Origin of the sequence: Streptomyces sp. NPDC088116 (genome assembly GCF_044741745.1) — a bacterium.
Lineage (GTDB): Bacteria > Actinomycetota > Actinomycetes > Streptomycetales > Streptomycetaceae > Streptomyces.
The window spans coordinates 865465-881795 of the sequence record NZ_JBIUTF010000003.1; the positions used below are offsets into that span (position 1 = coordinate 865465).

Annotated in this window: 15 protein-coding genes and 2 pseudogenes; 12 read left to right on the plus strand and 5 right to left on the minus strand. The window is 70.6% G+C overall.

Annotated features, from left to right (window positions below; translation table 11 throughout):
* Nucleotides 1-14: 14 nt before the first annotated feature.
* From ACIOJD_RS16105 to ACIOJD_RS16115, 3 genes and pseudogenes are all read left to right on the plus strand, one after another.
* Complete coding sequence (locus ACIOJD_RS16105; RefSeq protein WP_401913426.1) at nucleotides 15-380, plus strand: VOC family protein; 366 nt, start codon at nucleotides 15-17, stop codon at nucleotides 378-380.
* Nucleotides 381-469: 89 nt separating this feature from the next.
* The gene (locus ACIOJD_RS16110) at nucleotides 470-1444 is read left to right on the plus strand and encodes an IS481 family transposase (RefSeq protein WP_401913428.1); all 975 of its coding nucleotides are present in this window, start codon (nucleotides 470-472) and stop codon (nucleotides 1442-1444) included.
* Nucleotides 1445-2325: pseudogene (locus ACIOJD_RS16115) on the plus strand (acyl-CoA carboxylase subunit beta); the annotation flags it as partial.
* Nucleotides 2326-2456: 131 nt separating this feature from the next.
* Here ACIOJD_RS16115 and ACIOJD_RS16120 read toward each other — a convergent pair.
* Nucleotides 2457-4112: a carboxylesterase/lipase family protein gene (locus ACIOJD_RS16120; protein WP_401913431.1), complete on the minus strand. Its 1656-nt coding sequence runs from the start codon at nucleotides 4110-4112 to the stop codon at nucleotides 2457-2459.
* A 254-nt stretch (nucleotides 4113-4366) separates the two neighbouring features.
* Between ACIOJD_RS16120 and ACIOJD_RS16125 the strand changes: the two genes are divergently transcribed.
* Complete coding sequence (locus tag ACIOJD_RS16125) at nucleotides 4367-5056, plus strand: cutinase family protein (protein ID WP_401913433.1); 690 nt, start codon at nucleotides 4367-4369, stop codon at nucleotides 5054-5056.
* A gap of 478 nt (nucleotides 5057-5534) precedes the next feature.
* A complete protein-coding gene (locus tag ACIOJD_RS16130) occupies nucleotides 5535-5813 on the plus strand; it encodes a hypothetical protein (RefSeq protein ID WP_401913436.1) in 279 nt (92 codons plus the stop codon).
* A gap of 138 nt (nucleotides 5814-5951) precedes the next feature.
* On the opposite strand, the pseudogene ACIOJD_RS16135 reads toward ACIOJD_RS16130, so the two are convergent.
* Nucleotides 5952-6795, minus strand: a pseudogene (locus ACIOJD_RS16135) (hypothetical protein).
* Here ACIOJD_RS16135 and ACIOJD_RS16140 point away from each other — a divergent pair.
* The gene (locus tag ACIOJD_RS16140) at nucleotides 6752-6886 is read left to right on the plus strand and encodes a hypothetical protein (protein WP_401913951.1); all 135 of its coding nucleotides are present in this window, start codon (nucleotides 6752-6754) and stop codon (nucleotides 6884-6886) included. The pseudogene ACIOJD_RS16135 and the gene ACIOJD_RS16140 sit on opposite strands and share 44 nt — an antisense overlap.
* A gap of 129 nt (nucleotides 6887-7015) precedes the next feature.
* On the opposite strand, the gene ACIOJD_RS16145 is transcribed toward ACIOJD_RS16140, so the two are convergent.
* Complete coding sequence (locus ACIOJD_RS16145; RefSeq protein WP_401913439.1) at nucleotides 7016-7474, minus strand: DUF1348 family protein; 459 nt, start codon at nucleotides 7472-7474, stop codon at nucleotides 7016-7018.
* A 245-nt stretch (nucleotides 7475-7719) separates the two neighbouring features.
* Entirely contained in the window at nucleotides 7720-9072 is a 1353-nt protein-coding gene (locus tag ACIOJD_RS16150) for a DUF2252 domain-containing protein (RefSeq protein WP_401913441.1), read from the minus strand.
* A gap of 321 nt (nucleotides 9073-9393) precedes the next feature.
* On the opposite strand from ACIOJD_RS16150, the gene ACIOJD_RS16155 reads away from it, so the two are divergent.
* From ACIOJD_RS16155 to ACIOJD_RS16165, 3 genes are all read left to right on the plus strand, one after another.
* A complete protein-coding gene (locus tag ACIOJD_RS16155; RefSeq protein ID WP_401913444.1) occupies nucleotides 9394-10239 on the plus strand; it encodes a TetR/AcrR family transcriptional regulator in 846 nt (281 codons plus the stop codon).
* A gap of 13 nt (nucleotides 10240-10252) precedes the next feature.
* On the plus strand, nucleotides 10253-10510 hold the full coding sequence (locus tag ACIOJD_RS16160) for a hypothetical protein (protein ID WP_401913446.1): 258 nt from the start codon (nucleotides 10253-10255) through the stop codon (nucleotides 10508-10510).
* A 159-nt stretch (nucleotides 10511-10669) separates the two neighbouring features.
* Complete coding sequence (locus ACIOJD_RS16165) at nucleotides 10670-11884, plus strand: methyltransferase (protein ID WP_401913448.1); 1215 nt, start codon at nucleotides 10670-10672, stop codon at nucleotides 11882-11884.
* Between the two features lie 29 nt (nucleotides 11885-11913).
* On the opposite strand, the gene ACIOJD_RS16170 is transcribed toward ACIOJD_RS16165, so the two are convergent.
* The gene (locus tag ACIOJD_RS16170; RefSeq protein ID WP_401913917.1) at nucleotides 11914-12336 is read right to left on the minus strand and encodes a molybdopterin-binding protein; all 423 of its coding nucleotides are present in this window, start codon (nucleotides 12334-12336) and stop codon (nucleotides 11914-11916) included.
* Between the two features lie 183 nt (nucleotides 12337-12519).
* Between ACIOJD_RS16170 and ACIOJD_RS16175 the strand changes: the two genes are divergently transcribed.
* From ACIOJD_RS16175 to ACIOJD_RS16185, 3 genes are all read left to right on the plus strand, one after another.
* The gene (locus ACIOJD_RS16175; protein ID WP_401888975.1) at nucleotides 12520-12915 is read left to right on the plus strand and encodes a molybdopterin-binding protein; all 396 of its coding nucleotides are present in this window, start codon (nucleotides 12520-12522) and stop codon (nucleotides 12913-12915) included.
* Nucleotides 12916-13132: 217 nt separating this feature from the next.
* Nucleotides 13133-13939, plus strand: coding sequence for a molybdate ABC transporter substrate-binding protein (modA, locus tag ACIOJD_RS16180; RefSeq protein WP_401913450.1), 807 nt, complete (start codon nucleotides 13133-13135; stop codon nucleotides 13937-13939).
* Nucleotides 13940-14069: 130 nt separating this feature from the next.
* On the plus strand, nucleotides 14070-16037 hold the full coding sequence (locus ACIOJD_RS16185; protein WP_401913452.1) for an ABC transporter permease: 1968 nt from the start codon (nucleotides 14070-14072) through the stop codon (nucleotides 16035-16037).
* Nucleotides 16038-16331: the final 294 nt, after the last annotated feature.

The window sequence follows — 16331 nt, forward strand, 5'->3', positions numbered from 1 at the left end:
TTGAGGAGCGCTCTATGCCCGCACCGAACCTATTCCTGATCGGCGTCCGCGACGCCAAGTCCGCTACCACCTTCTACAGCGACCTGTTCGAGATCGAACCGACCTTCACCAGTCCCCACTACGTAGCTTTCGAGGTTGCCCCCGGCGTCCTGTTCGCGCTGTGGACCGGCTACAGCGAGCACGCGGTCCCGAACACCCCTCGCACAACCGAGGTCGGATTGATGGTGCCGGGACCACCGTCGGCAGTTGACGAAATCTTCACGAACTGGGTCTCAAAGGGAGTCCACGTCGTGGAGAGGCCGCACGACGCTGTCTTCGGTCGCACGTTCGTGATCATGGACCCCGACGGCAACCTCATTCGGGTATCCCCGGTGGACTGACCTGCACGCCCCACACCCGCCAAGTTCGTTCTCGAAGGGCCGACCACACACACGATGGTCGGCCCTTCGCCCTATCCAGGAGCGCAGAAATGTCACATCCGAACGCTGTCCTCACCCCGCGCCACCGCATGAAAGTCGCTCGACTCGTCGTTGACGACGGCTGGCCAATCAGCGAAGTAGCGGCCCGATTTCAGGTGTCCTGGCCGACCGTGAAGAGGTGGGTCGACCGCTACCTTGCAGGCGAGTCCATGCAGGATCGATCCTCACGTCCACGGAGGTCTCCGACCAAGACACCCGAGACCGTCACGAAAAGGTGCATCAGCCTGCGAGAAGGGCCGGTCCAACTCGCCGCGAGACTCGACATCGCCCCGTCGACAGTGCACCGAATCCTGCGATCAGCGCGACTGAACCGCCTCGCCTACCTCGATCGCGCGACCGGTGAACCCGTCCGGCGGTACGAGCACGACCACCCAGGATCACTTGTGCACGTGGACGTGAAGAAGCTCGGGAACATCCCCGATGGCGGCGGCTGGCGCTACGTCGGTCGCCGTCAAGGCGAGAAGCATCGCGTCGCGACACCGGGCAAGTCACGCAACGCCTACGGCGGCCCGAAGCTCGGATACGCATTCGTGCACACCATCATCGACGACCACTCTCGCGTCGCCTACACCGAGATTCACGATGACGAAAAAGCCGTGACCGCAGTCGGCGTGCTACACCGCGCGGTCAAGTGGTTCGCCGAGCGCGGAGTCACCATCGAACGAGTGCTCTCGGACAATGGAGGTGCCTACCGGTCCTACCTGTGGCGCGACACGTGCGGCGCCCTCTCGATCACCCCGAAGTTCACGCGCCCTTACCGTCCCCAGACCAACGGCAAAGTAGAGCGCTTCCACCGCACCATGGCCGACGGCTGGGCCTACGCTCGCTGTTACACCAGCGAGCAACAACGCCGAGACGCTCTGCTGCCGTGGCTACACCACTACAACCAGCACCGCCCACACACCGCTTGCGGCAACCAGCCGCCGTACTCACGGTTAATCAACGTCCCCGATCAGTACAGCTAGCGCACGAGCGCCGAGGAACTCGGCGGCGCCCGCACCAGCAACACCGACAACGGCAACGCCCACTTTCTCGCCGAGGACGAGGACGACGCCCTCGACATCGTGCGGGTCCTGCTGTCGTACCTGCCGGTCAACAACCGGCAACGGCCGCCCCGGTACGCCCCCGCGCACACCCTCGCGCCCCGCCCCGCCGACCTGCGCCTCGACGGTCTCGTACCCGACCGTCTTGATCTCTCGTACGACATGCGCGAGATCCTGCGGACCGTCGTCGACGACGGTGAACTCCTCGATGTGCACGAGCTGTTCGCACCCAACATCATCTGCGCCCCGGCCCGTGTCGAGGGCCGCTCCGTCGGCGTCGTCGCCAACCAGCCCCGGCACACCGCAGGCGTCGTGGACATCGACGCCTCCGAGAAGGCCGCCCGCTTCGTGCGCTGCTGCGACGCCTTCGGCATCCCGCTGCTGACCTTCGCCGATGTGCCGGGCTATCTCTCCGGGGTCCGCCAGGAACACGGCGGGATCATCCGGCGCGGCGCCAAACTGCTGTACGCCTACGCCGAAGCCACCGATCCCAAGGTCACCGTCGTCATCCGCAAGGCGTACGGCGGCGGTTACGCCGTCATGGGCTCCATACAGCTCGGCGCCGACGTCAACTTCGCCTGGCCCACCGCCCGTATCGCCGTCATGGGCGCGGAGGGCGCGGTCAGTGTTTGCACCGCAGGGAACTCGCCGAGGCCGCCGACCCCGAGACGCTCCGCGCCAAACTCGTCGGGGAGTACGAGGCCAGCTGCGGCACCCCCTACGCCGCCGCGGAACGCGGCTATGTCGACGCGGTGATCGCCCCGCACACCACACGCGCGCACATCACCCGCGCCCTGCGCGCGAACTCTCCCTCGCCCTGCGCGCACGGCACACGGTGGCCGCGCGCCAGGACAGGGGCGATGACCGGGGGCGCCGTCCCTCCGACGACCCCCGGGCTGCGCCGCACGGCCCCAGGGCTGCGCCGCGGCGGAGACTACGCGCCGCCGGTGACCGCTGAGCGGTGCTCCTTGGGCAACGGGCCGTCCTTCAGAGGGCTGTTCCCCGACAGACGGTCCTCCGACAGACGTTCCTCCGACGGACTGTCCGTCGATGAACCGTCAGGGGACGTCAGCAGGGGCAGTTCCGCGAAGTGGTGGGCCTGCCAGAGACGGCGGGAGGTCTCCTCGGGGTAGCTGACATCCGCCGTTTCCCTGCCGAATACGCGGGCGAGGCGCCGCTGCGCGTCGTACGCGGGCCAGCCCGGCGCCCGGCCGGACGCGAAGTCCGTCCACGCGGTGCGGAATTCGGTGGAGAGGATCTCCGCCTCCGGCGGCGGGTTCTCCCCGATCACCATGTCCGCGAGGCCGCCGGTGAGATTGCCGAAGACGAGCGGCACGTCCAGCGCGTGGCAGGCCCCGAGCACACCGCCCATCGCCGGGGCTTCCCAGATCAGTTCGTACAGATGGACCCGGCCGCCGGCGGCTGCCTGGGCCTGCGCGAGACGCAGCGTCGGCATGCGGAACAGCCAGTCGGAGCTGACGAGTTCGTGCAGGAGCCCGGCGTCGGCGTCCGGATAGGCGGAGCGGTACGCCCGTACGCCGTCGGACTCCGGTCCCAGCGCGTTCAGAATGGTGCCGGACCGCTCCTCGGAGATCTTGCCGAGCTGCCCGGCCATGGCGGTGAACAGCCGGTACTCGTCGCGGTTGTGCCCCACGATCAGCTCGATGTCCCGTGCGGCCCCGTCGGCGAGTCCCTGCCACGGCGCGGTCGGCAGTACGTCGCCGTCGACGACCGGTGAGTAGGGCGCCGAGGTGTGAGCGACCCGGCCCCAGCGGTCCGCGTACCCGGCCATCGTCGCGGCGACCTTGTCACCCGCCGGGGCGAGCCGGTCCGGCGCGATGGCCGCCAGGTCGGCCACCGTCGGCCGCAGGCCCAGACCCGCGGTGATCTCGGCGGCGATGTCATCGGCCAGCGCGGCCGAAAAATACGTGCCGGGCACGCTCTGCATGATCGCCCGCGAGAACAGCCCGGCGGCGCGGTCCATGACCAGCAGCGCGGCGATCGATCCGGCGCCCGCCGACTCCCCGAAGACGGTCACCCGACCGGGATCGCCGCCGAACGCGGTGATGTTGTCCCGTACCCACTCCAGCGCGGCGATCTGGTCGAGCAGGCCACGGTTGGCGGGCGCCCCCTCGATCGAGGCGAAACCCTCCATGCCCAGGCGGTAGTTGAGGGTCACGACGACCACTCCGCCGCTCTCGGCCAGCCGATGGCCGTCGTAGCTGGGATAACCGGCCGTGCCCGCCATGTAGGCGCCGCCGTGAATCCAGACCATGACCGGCAGCCGGGCGGCGGGACCGGGCTCCGGCGACCACACGTTGACCGTCAGCCAGTTGTCCGCGTCGGGTCCCTCGACGGGCGGCGGGACCTCGCCGTAGATACCGACCTGCGGGCACGGCGGCCCGAACGAGCCCGCGTCCCGCACCCCGTCCCAGGCGGCTACGGGGCGCGGTGCGGCGAACCGCATCGCGCCGACGGGCGGCTGGGCGTAGGGGATGCCGCGGAAGACGGCGACGCCGCCCTCGCTGCGGCCTCTCAGCCTTCCGGCCGGGATGAGCAGGTCCGTCCTGGCGGAGTCTGCCGCGGTCATCGGAGGTCCTCTCGGCAAGGCCGGCCGGGTGGGCCGACGGGAAGCGCCTCATACGCCGTGTATGAGGCCGTACTCCTTGACAACGCCGGGCGGCGCGGCCTGGTTCCCGTGCTCAATTCCGGATGAATTCCCGGACGAGGCTTGTCATTTATCTGTCTAACCCGTCGGGCGCGCTCCCTCCCAGTTTGAAATCCCATTGGCTGCGCGGCCGTCCTGGAAATGCGGCCGCGCATGATGTGCGAAGGATTCCCCCCATGCGTTCACCCTCATCACGACGTCGGCGACGGACCGTCACGCGCCTGGCCGTCGCGGCCTCGCTCATCGCGGGCGGCTCGGCCGTCGTCGCGCTGACCGCGCCCGTCGTCTCGGCCGCTCCCGCCGTCTCCGCCGCCTGCTCGGACATCGAGGTCGTCTCGGCCCGCGGTACCTTCGAGCCGGGCACGCTGGGCGCCATTGTCTGCGACCCGGTCTTCGCGGCACTGAAGAAGCGGATCAGCGGAAAGACCCTCACCGGCCACCGCGTGGACTATCCGGCGGATCTCGGTCTCACCTCGGCCGCGCAAGGCAACGCCGAACTCGTCAACCGGGTACGGAGCCAGGCCACATTCTGCCCGAATCAGAGGTTCATTCTGGTCGGCTATTCGCAGGGTGCGAATGTCGTGGACAATTCCATCGGCATCAGCAGTGACGGCGCGGTGGTCGGCAGCCCGATCGTCGCCACGATCCCCGCCTCGGCCGAGCCGAAGGCCGCCGCGGTGCTGCTGTTCGGCAATCCGATCCGGGCGCTCGGCAAGAGCGTCACGGGTACGTACGCGAGCCGCGCGAAGGACTTCTGCGCGACGGGCGACCCGGTGTGCGAGAAGGGCGGCGGTGATGTGCTCGCCCACCTGGGCTACGGCGCGAACGCGGACGAGGCCGCCGACTTCGCGGCGGGCAAGGTCTGACCCGATCGGCTCTCGGACCGCCTCTGATCTGATCTGATCGATCCGGCTCGACCCGCACAGGAATGGTGCGGGTCGAGCCGGATGCCGCAAGATCCTCACCCGGGACCCGCGTCATCTGAGCGCACTCACGCGGGCGACGAGATGGCCCGCACCCTCGGGACCGCCGGCCGGCCGTTCACGCCGGGCGCCTTCCCGGGGGCGGTGGGGAGGGGGCCCGGTCGTGGCGGGTTTAATGGCGGACATGATGCGTAGAACGTCATCCACCATGGTCGTGGCCGTTGTTGTCGCTGTCGTGTTCGCCGCTCTCACGTCGTGTAGCGCGGATTCCTCGGACGGGTCCTCCGCCGAGAGCCGGCCCAGTGGGTCCGGATCCGGGGTACCGGCGTCGGACGCCGGTCCGACTCCCAAGGAGACGGCCTCGCCGTCGCCCTCGCCGACCGGCCCGTGCGCTGACGGGACGTGTGAGATCGAGGTCGCCGTGGGCGACGTCGTGACAGTGCCGGAAAAGTACGGCCTCGGGCCGATCAAGGTAACGGCGATCACCGGCGGCGAGGTCGAGATGACCGCGCCGCTGACGGGGTCGGGCTACAGTGTTTCGGGCTGTTCCGGCGGCGGCAGCGTGTCCTCGGCGGGCGGCGGTGGCGTCAGGCTCAGCTGTGGCGAGGGACCCGCCGCGACCCTCAACGACGCCATGAGCCTGAAGGTTGTCGAGATCCTGGACACCGCCGCCGTCCTGCGTATCGAACCCGTCGGGTGACGTACGGCTCTGCCCTTGGGACCCGGTTCCGTACGAGGGTGCCGGTCGTGCGGGCGGCCAGAGCCGGCGGAGCCTGACGGCCCGCCGGCAGGCACCGCCACCCGTCTCACGGTCGGCACCGTGAGACGGGGAAAACGCTCAGTGAGTCACCGCGAACGCCGCGGGACTCGTGGACACCAACTCCGGCTTCCCGCCGTTCTGTACGGGCGCGGCGGTCAGCACGTCCAGATGCTGGTAGCCGGGCGCGACGACAGGATCCAGGTCGGCGGGCGGACGGTCGCCCAGCAGTCCGTCGCCGGCGAGCAGGGTGACGGCCGGGTTGGCAGCGATGCCGTCCTTGTGCACCAGGAACCTGCTGATCTGCGGCGAGGTACCCAGCTGGATGTCGGTCACCAGCTTCGTCGGGAAGTAGTTCTCGGTGAAGTCCAGGGGCTGTTCGGACAGGCTGCGGGCCAGTTCCTGGATGTCGGTGACCTCCTTGGCCGCGGAGGTGAAGGGAGTTCCGTCCGCCGACCGGTGTCCCGGGTCGTCGGCGGCGCCCACCCGGTCGTAGTCGCGCCAGGTGCAGAGCGGGCCGTGCGGCTGCTCCGGCAGGGCCTTGTACTCCGTACCGAAGAGCGCCGGATTCTCGTTGTTCCCGTTCGCCGCCGGGAAGTTCTTGTCCACCACCGGTCCGCCGTCGAAGAAGCCGGCGCTTGCCTGGATGAAGGACAGCGGCACGGACCTCGCGCGCCTGGGTGAGTGTGTTCCTGGCGACACTGTCGAAGGCTCCGGCGCCTGCGAGGATGCCCGGCTGGGCGACGAGGATCCTGTCAGCGTCGCTGGAGAGCGCCGGGCCGTCGCTGTCCCGGTAGCGCAGATAGGACAGCCAGTCGCAGTCGGCCGGGTGAGCACCCACCGACGCGGGGAGCGGCACCTTCACCCCGACCACGGTTTCGGTGATTCCGGCGACCGGCGAGCGGGACTCCACGGGCGCCTCCACCCGTGCCGGCCCGGCCTGGGCGGCGGAGGGCGCCACGGTCAGTGCCGTCATGGCCAGCAGCCCGGCGATCATGGCGGCGGGCCATTTCTGACGTCGTCTCTTCGTACGGCTCGTATCCATGGCCCGGACGGTACGGGCGCGGCCGGGCCCGCCTCAGGTGGCGCCGACGAAGATTCAGGTCATGGACTCCGGCTTTGTCAGCGGCGGACAACACGCGTGCCTACTGAAGCGGGAACGTCACTCCGCGTTCCGCCTCGGGGCGGGGGCCGAAGACACGGCGGTCGCTCTCCTGGATCGGCACGTCGTTGATGCTGGCCTCGCGGCGGGACATCAGGCCGTTCTCGTCGAACTCCCACAGTTCATTGCCGTACGAACGCCACCACCGGCCGTCCGCGTCGTGGCTCTCGTACTGGAAGCGCACGGCGATACGGTCGGTGTCGAAGGACCACAGTTCCTTGCGCAGCGCGTAGTCGAGTTCGCGCTCCCATTTCCTCGTCAGCAGTTCCACGATGGCGTCCCGGCCGGTGACAAAGGTGTCGCGGTTGCGCCACTGGGAGTCCTCGGTGTAGGCGAGGGAGACCCGCTGCGGGTCGCGGGTGTTCCACGCGTCCTCGGCGGCTTGGACCTTCTGCTTCGCCGTGTCGAGGGTGAAGGGCGGCAGGGGCGGACGCGTGCTCATGCGGTGTCTTTCGCTGGAGGGCGGGGGAGGGCGGTGGAGGACGGCAAGGGGGGAAACGTGTGGTGAACCACCGTTCTCCATGGTCACCGATACGGCGGATCAGCCGCAACTCCTCGCGGTGGGCGCGCTGATGAGCGCGACGGGCTCCCCGCCTCGCCGGGTTCGTCGTAGGGGCACGGGGAACCTGATGGCCACCGGCATCACCCGACTTCTCACAGCCGGCGGCCGGTTCGGACCACCGGGCGTCAGCGGTGACCGGCGGGCGCAGGCCGGGAGTCCGGCATCCGACCTGCCGCGACCGCGGAGGCGAGCGAGGCGTGGTCGGCCGCGTTCCGGTCGGCGTAGCGCAGCGCGAAGTCGGCCATGGCGCTGTCGAAGACGCCGGAGCCGCCGAGGTAGTGGGCGATGGCTATCCGGTCGCCGGACCGGGCGTGCGCGCGGGCCAGGGCCGTACCGCACAGCTTCGCGTAGTCGTGCAGCAGCGACGGCGACAGGTCGTCCACGGAGGCCGAGCCCTTCATGTCGCGCAACTGACGCCAGTAGAAGTGCCGGCCCTCCGGTCCGGTGACCCAGCCGAGGAAGACATCGCCCGCGGCCTGGAGCAGCCGCTGCCCCGCGACCACCCGGTGGCCCTGGTGCGTGTACGCACTGCGCTGGAGATACGGTTCGAGCACGGAGCTCTCGGCCTCCTTGATCTGGAGGAACAGCGGATCCCCGGCCGCCCGTCCCTCCAGCAGCACGATGTGGCAGCGCCTGCCGACCCCGGCCACCCCCGTGACCTTGCGCGCCGCGTCGACAAAGCCGAAACGGTCCAGGAGCATGCGCCGTTCCTCCGGGAGCGTGCTGCGGTAGCCGATGAAGATCCTGCGCAGGACGGCCGTCTCCAGCCGCCCGACCGGTTCCAGCAGCGGCGGGTCGGGCGTGATCCTGCGCTGCCCGTCCGACACGTCGATGAGTCTCTCCAACTCCCCCAGGGTCGTGCGCCGTCCGGCACCGGACGGCTGCGGCTCGGCCGGTCCGTGGTGACGCGACCGTACGAGAGACAGGATGTCCGCCGTGTCGACGCGGTCGTACCAGACGTCGATTTCGCCGAGCAGGGCCAGCCGGTGCATCGACGTGCGGTACGCCTCCGCCGAGGCGCGTACGGCGGACCGGGCCTGGTCGTCCGACTGGCCGTTGTCGCGGGCGGCGACCGCGATGCTCACTGCGAGCCGCTTCACGTCCCACTCGAAGGGGCCCGGCAGTGTCTCGTCGAAGTCGTTGAGGTCGAAGAGCAGGGCTCGTTCGAGTGAGGCGAAGACACCGAAGTTCAGCAGATGCGCGTCCCCGCAGAGCTGGACGGTCAGTCCCGTGCTGGGCTGGGCGGCCAGATCGGCGGCCATGACGGCGGCGGCACCACGCAGATACTCGAACGGAGAGGTGGCCATCCGCTCATAGCGCAGCGGCAGCAGCTCGGGAACCCGGGTGGCGTCCTGCCGTGCCAGTACGGTGAGTGGATCGAGCCGGTCGGCGCCCGGTATCCACAGTCCGTGCGACGAGCGGGATGCCTGCTTGCGCGCGGCCCGCCCGCGCTCCGCCCGATCGGCGGGGGTGGTCATGGCGTCCCCTCTCGCTCCGGCGGATCGGTGCCACGGCACCGTCAGGGCGGGCACGGCCACGGTGTACGGACTGACACGGCGGCTCAGTACGAGCATCACGCCCCGACGATCGGGCAGCCCGGTGTGACAAGCCATTCGAGTGGTGCCGCGCACACGGGGCGCGGCCGGGGCGCGAGGGGGCGCTCATTTCCTTCCGCGCGCCCCCTTCGGTGGTCGAGTATTCGTGGAACGTGGCGTGTCGGTGTGCGGTGCGTGCCATGCTCGATAAGCGCCCTTACCGGTGACAACACCGCGCGTTCACAGGGCGATTCGGGAGGTCGGATGGATCCGGTCCGTAAAGCCGCGCACACCCCGTCGACCGCCCCCGACGGCGGGCCGGCGATCCCCACGGGCGGTGGCACAAGCGGTACGGGCTGCGGGGCGACCCGTACGGGCACCGAGTCACCCCGTACCGGCGGCGCGTCGGCACCGACGGTTCCGGACCGTCGGGCGCTGCGACGCGAGCGCCTGCTCGCGACGGCGACCGAGCTGTTCACCGCGCGCGGCTACCCGGCCACGTCCATCGAGCGCATCTGCGCCAGCGCCCATGTCTCCATCCGCGCCTTCTACGAGGAATTCGAGAGCCGCGAGGCGCTGCTGATCGCCCTGCACAACGAGGTCGCGCGCGCGGGCATGGAGGCCACACTGACGGTTCTGAGCGATCCCGCGACGGAGTCGGCGACCACCCGCGAAAGAATAACCTCGCTGGCCCATGCCTTCCTGGACGCCGTCACCACCGACGCCTCGGCCACCAGGATCGCCTTCGTCGAGATCGTCGGGGCCGGACGCCCGGTGGAGGAGCACCGGTTGTTGTGGCGCAGTCTGTGGACCGATTTCCTGACCGGGGAGGCGGAGCGCGCCGTCGAGCGCGGCGAGGCCGCCCCACGTGACTACACCCTCGCCATGGTCGCGCTCATCGGCGCCGTCAACGAACTGATCGCGCACTGGGCCCGCAACAGCACCACACTCACCCGGGATCGGCTGGCCGACGAGCTGACCCGCCACGCCCTCGCCACCCTCGGCATCGCAGTGGACAGCGTCCCCGCGGACCACACCTTCGTGGACAGCGCTCCCGTGGACGGCGTCTCCACGGGCGGTATCGCGGCGTCCGACGCCCTCACGGACTAAGGGGAATGACGCGATGGCCGGACTCTGGCATCAGGTTCTGCGGACCATGTCCCAGCCGGGGGCGTGCCCGGACGACGATCTGCTCGCCCAGGCCGCCGCGGACATCGCGCTGCGCGACGATCCCCACCCGCCCGCGGACGCGGAACGGGTCCTTGAGATCGCGCGCGCCGAATTCGCCGCCGTCCTCACCACGGACCAGGCCCAGTCCGCCCTCGACCGTGCCCGTCGGCCGGGAGAACCGGGAGAACCGGGGGAGCGGCCGACTTCGTGAGCGTCCGCGGGCGTACGGGCCCGGCGTCGCTCTTCGGACCCGGGCTCCGGCGTCGCTCCTCCGGCCGCCGACGGGGCGGGTGCTCGATGCCGGGTACGTTCCGCGCGCGGCGGACCGCCCCCGGGCAGGGCGGGACGAGTCGTCTAACCTGGGGGAACGATGAACCGTTTGACGACAGCCTGGGGCGAGTTCGGCCTCACCCGATTCCCCGAGCATCCCCGCGACACGCTGCGCGCGTGGGACACCGCCGACGAATATCTGTTGCGGCACCTCGCGGGGGGCGACGGAACCGAAGCCGGGTCGAAGGATCCGGCCGAGCCGACGGAGCCCACGGACCTGTCCGGCACCGTGGCCGTCGTCGGCGACCGGTGGGGCGCCCTGACCACGGTTCTCGCCGCGCGTCGGCTCGAACAGCTGGTCACCGGGCCCCTCGTCCAGATCACCGACTCGTACCTCACCCAGCAGGCGACCCGCGCCAATCTGCGGCGCGCCGGCGCCGGTACGGACGCCGTGCGGCTGCTGTCCGTCAGGGACACACCGCCGGATCGGATCGACGTCCTGCTGATCCGCGTGCCCAAGAGCCTGGCGCTGCTGGAGGACCAGCTGTACCGTCTCGCTCCCGGTGTCCACCCGGGTACCGTCGTCGTCGCTACGGGACGGGTCACCGAGATCCACACCTCCACACTGAAGCTGTTCGAGCAGATCCTCGGTCCGACCAGGACCTCGCTGGCGGTCCGGAAATCACGACTGATCCTCTCCGCGCCCGCGGCCGGCCGGGTACGGGCGCCCAGCCCCTGGCCGCACAGCTACGCGCTGCCGGACGAGATCGGTGTCGTATCGGGCCGTACGGTCGTCAACCACGCGGGGATCTTCTGCGCGGAACGGCTCGACATCGGCACCCGGTTCTTCCTGCGCAACCTTCCACGGCGCCGCGGTCTCGACCATGTGGTGGACCTCGGCTGCGGCAACGGTGTGATCGGCACCGCCGTGGCCCTGGACAACCCGGAGGCCAGGGTGACGTTCATCGACGAGTCGTTCTCGGCCGTGGCCTCGGCGGAGGCCACCTTCCGCAAGAACGTCGACGCGCGGACCCCGGCCGAATTCGTCCTCGGCGACGGCCTGTCCGACGTACCGGCCGGGACGGTCGACCTCGTGCTGAACAACCCGCCGTTCCACACCCACCAGGCGACGACCGACGCGACGGCCTGGCGGATGTTCACGGGGGCGCGTGCGGCGCTGCGGCCCGGCGGTGAACTGTGGATCGTCGGCAACCGCCACCTCGGCTACCACGCCAAGCTGCGACGGCTCTTCGGCAACTGCGAGACCGTGACGAGCGATCCGAAGTTCGTCATTCTGCGCGCCGTCAAGCGCTGATACGGGCGTTCTGCCCGGATCGGCCGCCATCAGCCGGTCGTCGCGAGCGAGACCTCCGTCGACTTGATCAGCGCGGTCACGGCCGAACCGGCCACGACCCCGAGGTCGTTGACGGCGTCCTTGGTGATCGCGGCGGTCAACTCGGCTCCCTGGATGGTGACTTTCACCGCCGACATGGCGACATCGGTGGTGACATGGGCGACCGTGCCGGGGATGTGATTGCGGATACTGAGCCCCGCGACCGGACCCGTCGCCAGCGAGACCTCCGTGGCCTTGATCAGCGCGCGTACGGCCGTCCCCGCGACGAGGTCCAGATCCTCGGCCGCCTCCAGGGTGATGGCCGAGGTGATCTGCTGGCCACCGTCCAGACGCACCTTGACCACGGCCATGGCCGCGCCGGGGACGACGCCGACGACGGTGCCGGGCAGCTGATTGCGGATGCTCAGGCTCAGACTCATGGAGAACGCCCCAAGGATCGAGAGTCAGGGAATCGAGTGTCCCGTTTTAGGTCGCTATGTCCCTTACAGTTTAGTGCCGCGGCCGGTGTTGGGCCTTCCTCAGGCGAACTCGCATCTGCGACAGGTGATCCGTCAAAGGATTGTAAATACGAGCGAATTCGGCCTATCTTGTCGCACATGCAGTCCTACACAATCGGCCAGGCGGCGCGGCTGCTCGGGGTGAGCCCCGACACCGTGCGCCGCTGGGCCGACGCCGGCCGGGTCGCGACACACCGCGACGAAGGCGGCCGTCGTCTCATCGACGGCCGTGCGCTCGCGGCCTTCTCCGTCGAGGTCGGCCAGAGCGGCGCCGGCGAGGACGAGGTCCCGTACACCTCTGCCCGTAACGCGTTCCCGGGCATCGTCACCGCGGTCAAACTCGGCGATGTCGCCGCCCAGGTGGAGATCCAGGCGGGGCCGCACCGGCTGGTCTCCCTGCTGACGCGGGAAGCCGTCGAGGAACTGGGGTTCGAGGTCGGTATGCAGGCCACCGCCCGCGTGAAATCGACCAGCGTGCACATCGACCTCACGTGAGCGCGCCGCGTCCCTGACCGGGCCGACGCCGTGTCACGGGCCCCTTCGGGACGCCGAGTCGACCGTACGTCCCCGGGCCGTCGTCGTCGCCGGCTCTCCCGTATCCGCCTGTGGCGTCCCACCGGCCGCACCCGGCGCTCCGTCCCGCACCCGGCGCTCCGCCACCATCCGCTCACGTCGCCCGTTCCGGGCCGCACCGCCGAGGAGTCCCCCTTCCATGTCTCTCGCCCTCACCCGCCGCCACGCCGCCGCGGTCCTCACCGCCGCCCTCCTCGTGCCACTGGCCGCCTGCGGTGGCAACGACGACGGCGGGAAGGACGCCGGAGCCGGCTCCAGCGCCTCGGCGAGCGGCGCGCCCAAGGGGAGGCTGACCGTACTGGCCGCCGCGTCGCTGACCGATGTGTTCAAGACGGCGGGTGACGCCTTCGAGAAGAAGAACCCGGGAACGCGGGTGACGTTCTCCTTCGCCGGATCGCAGGAACTGGCCGCGCAGGTCGAGCAAGGCGCCCCGGCCGACGCACTGGTCACCGCCGACACCAAGACCATGGACGGCCTGAAGGGCGACACCGGTGCCTCGACGATCATCGCCAGGAACCGGCTGGTGATCGCCACCGGTGAGGGCAACCCGGACAAGATCGAGAACCTCGAGGATCTCGCCGATCCCGGTCTGAAGGTCGTCCTGGCCACGCCCGAGGTACCGGTCGGCCGCTACAGCAGGCAGGTGCTGGACGCCCAGAAGATCAAGGTGAAGCCGGTCTCCGAGGAGCCGAACGTCCGCGCCGTACTGAGCAAGGTGGAACTCGGCGAGGCCGACGCCGGCATCGTCTACAAGACGGACGCCGCCACCGCGACCGACAAGGTCGACGCGGTCGAGATCCCCACCGCGCAGAACGCCATCGCCGACTACCCGGCCGCCACACTCAAGGCGTCCAAGAACTCCAGGACGGCCGAGGCGTTCGTGGAGTGGCTCAGCAGCCCGGAGGCGCAGAAGATCCTTCGGAGCGCGGGATTCCAGAAGCCGTAAGCGCGTCGAGGGCCTTCCGGTTCGGGGGAGGGGGGCCGACAACCGCCTCCCCCGAACCCAGCGCCCCGGAAGCCACGTCGAGGCCCCGGGGATCCGATACCCGAAGCCCCGAGGAGCCGTTGAGGACCCGATGAGACGCATCCGTATCCGCACCCGCGGTCCCGGCGCCCCCGTCGCGCTGGTGGTGCCCGCCGTGCTCGCGATCGCGTTTCTGCTGCTGCCCCTGATCGGCATCCTGGCCCGTACCTCCTGGGGCGAACTCGGCACGCATCTCACCAGTCCGGGCGTGGTCGAGGCGCTTCGGCTGTCCCTGCTGGTCTCGTTCTGGGCGCTCGGGCTCTCGCTGCTGCTCGGGGTGCCGCTCGCATGGCTGCTGGCCCGGGTGCGGTTCCCCGGCAAGACGCTGGTGCGTTCGCTGGTCCTGCTGCCGATGGTGCTGCCGCCCACCGTCGGCGGTGTCGCGCTGTTGCTCGGCTTCGGCCGGCGCGGACTCCTCGGGCCCTGGCTGGAGGACACGTTCGGCATCACGCTGCCGTTCCACACCTCGGGGGCCGTGGTCGCCGCGACCTTCGTCGCCATGCCGTTCCTTGTCATCAGCCTCGAAGGCACACTCGCCGGACTGCGGCCCGCCTACGAGGAGACCGCCGCGTCCCTGGGCGCCTCGCCGGTACGGGTGTTCCTCACCGTCACCCTGCCCATGGTCGCCCCCGGTCTCGTCGCCGGCGCCGCGCTGACCTGGGCGCGCGCGCTCGGTGAGTTCGGTGCGACCATCACCTTCGCCGGCAACCTCCCCGGCACCACCCAGACGCTTCCGCTCCAGGTCTACCTGCTGCTCCAGGACTCGCCGGAGGCCGCGACCTCGGTCTCGCTGCTGCTGCTCGCCATCGCCATGGCCGTACTCATCGCCCTGCGCGGCCGCTGGACGGGCGGGACGGCCGACCGCGCGCCGGGCCGCGGCCATGAGCCCGAGCCGGACGACGCGGAAGGGCCGACGGCCGATCCGGCAGGCGGTGCCGCCCCGGATGCCGGCGCCGGGCCGGTCCGGGCTCCGGCGTCAGCGGAGCGGTGGCGGCTGCACGCGGACGTCACCGGCTTCAACCGGCTCACCCTGGACGCCGACCCCGGCACCACCATCGCGGTCGTCGGGCCCAACGGAGCCGGCAAGACCACCCTCCTGCGCGCCCTCCTCGGACTGACCCCACGCGCCCACGCCGAACTCCGCCTCGGCGACCTGGACGTCACCTCCCTGCCGCCGCATCGCCGCGGCGTCGCCTGGGTCCCGCAGAACGGCGCGCTCTTCCCGCATCTCAGCGCACTCGCCAACACCGCGTACGGGCTGCGCGCCCACGGCGTCCGGCGTGCCGAGGCGCGCCGCAGCGCCCAGGAGTGGCTCGACCGGCTCGGCGTGGGCCACCTCGCCCACCGCAGGCCGCATCAGGTCTCCGGCGGCCAGGCACAGCGCGTCGCGCTGGCCCGCGCGCTCGCGGCCCGGCCCCGGCTGCTGCTCCTGGACGAGCCGCTGGCCGCCCTCGACCAGACCACCCGGGCGCGGGTACGGCACACCCTGCGCGGTCATCTCGACGGCTTCGGCGGTGTCTGTCTGATCGTCACCCACGACCCGGTGGAGGCCGTCTCACTGGCCGACCGGGTCCTCGTACTCGACGGCGGGCGCACCCTCCAGGACGCCCCGCCCACCGAGGTGACCCGCCACCCGCGCTCGCCCTGGGTCGCCCGGATGCTCGGCCGTAACGCCTGGACCGGCACCTTCGGCCCCGACGGGCTCAGGCTCGCCGACGGCGGCCGGCTGGCCGTCGCCGAGCCGTCCTCCGACGGGGAGCGGGTGCTGGCGATCATCGCCCCGGAGGCCGTCTCCGTACACCGCGAACGGCCCGGCGGCAGCCCCCGTAACGTCTGGCGGGGAACGGTCCGCGAGATCACCGCCCTCGGCAGCCGGCTGCGCGTCCTGATCACCTCGGACGAGGCGCCCGATCTGATCGCCGAGATCACGCCCGACGCCGCCGCCGAACTCGGCCTGGCCGAGGGCGTATCCGTCTGGACCAGTGTGAAGGCCACGGAAGTCACGCTCGTCCCGTTGTGAGCCCCGCCCGTCGGTGCGGCGGCCCGGTCCCGCCGGTGCCACGGGCCTGACAGGGCGGGGAAGCCGGCCGAGCGGGGGAGCGGGGACGAGCGCTGCTCTGGGCCCACCGCATCCTGGCCGAGCGCGACGCCCTGTGCCGTGAGGTGTCCGCGATGCGCGACGGCCTCACCGGGACGCTTCCGACGTGATCTCGCACGCCTGGCCTCACATGTTCGGGGTCCCCGACCGTATGCGAGTGATCCCGATGGAACACCCGGCGCACGGCCCGCGCGTCGGTCTGGTCGTCGCCGACCG

Coding starts and splice junctions, on each gene's coding strand:
- ACIOJD_RS16105 (WP_401913426.1), top strand. CDS start 15: ATGCCCGCACCGAACCTATTCCTGATCGGCGTCCGCGACGCCAAGTCC.
- ACIOJD_RS16110 (WP_401913428.1), top strand. CDS start 470: ATGTCACATCCGAACGCTGTCCTCACCCCGCGCCACCGCATGAAAGTC.
- ACIOJD_RS16120 (WP_401913431.1), bottom strand. CDS start 4,112: ATGACCGCGGCAGACTCCGCCAGGACGGACCTGCTCATCCCGGCCGGA.
- ACIOJD_RS16125 (WP_401913433.1), top strand. CDS start 4,367: ATGCGTTCACCCTCATCACGACGTCGGCGACGGACCGTCACGCGCCTG.
- ACIOJD_RS16145 (WP_401913439.1), bottom strand. CDS start 7,474: ATGAGCACGCGTCCGCCCCTGCCGCCCTTCACCCTCGACACGGCGAAG.
- ACIOJD_RS16150 (WP_401913441.1), bottom strand. CDS start 9,072: ATGACCACCCCCGCCGATCGGGCGGAGCGCGGGCGGGCCGCGCGCAAG.
- ACIOJD_RS16155 (WP_401913444.1), top strand. CDS start 9,394: ATGGATCCGGTCCGTAAAGCCGCGCACACCCCGTCGACCGCCCCCGAC.
- ACIOJD_RS16160 (WP_401913446.1), top strand. CDS start 10,253: ATGGCCGGACTCTGGCATCAGGTTCTGCGGACCATGTCCCAGCCGGGG.
- ACIOJD_RS16165 (WP_401913448.1), top strand. CDS start 10,670: ATGAACCGTTTGACGACAGCCTGGGGCGAGTTCGGCCTCACCCGATTC.
- ACIOJD_RS16175 (WP_401888975.1), top strand. CDS start 12,520: ATGCAGTCCTACACAATCGGCCAGGCGGCGCGGCTGCTCGGGGTGAGC.
- modA (WP_401913450.1), top strand. CDS start 13,133: ATGTCTCTCGCCCTCACCCGCCGCCACGCCGCCGCGGTCCTCACCGCC.
- ACIOJD_RS16185 (WP_401913452.1), top strand. CDS start 14,070: ATGAGACGCATCCGTATCCGCACCCGCGGTCCCGGCGCCCCCGTCGCG.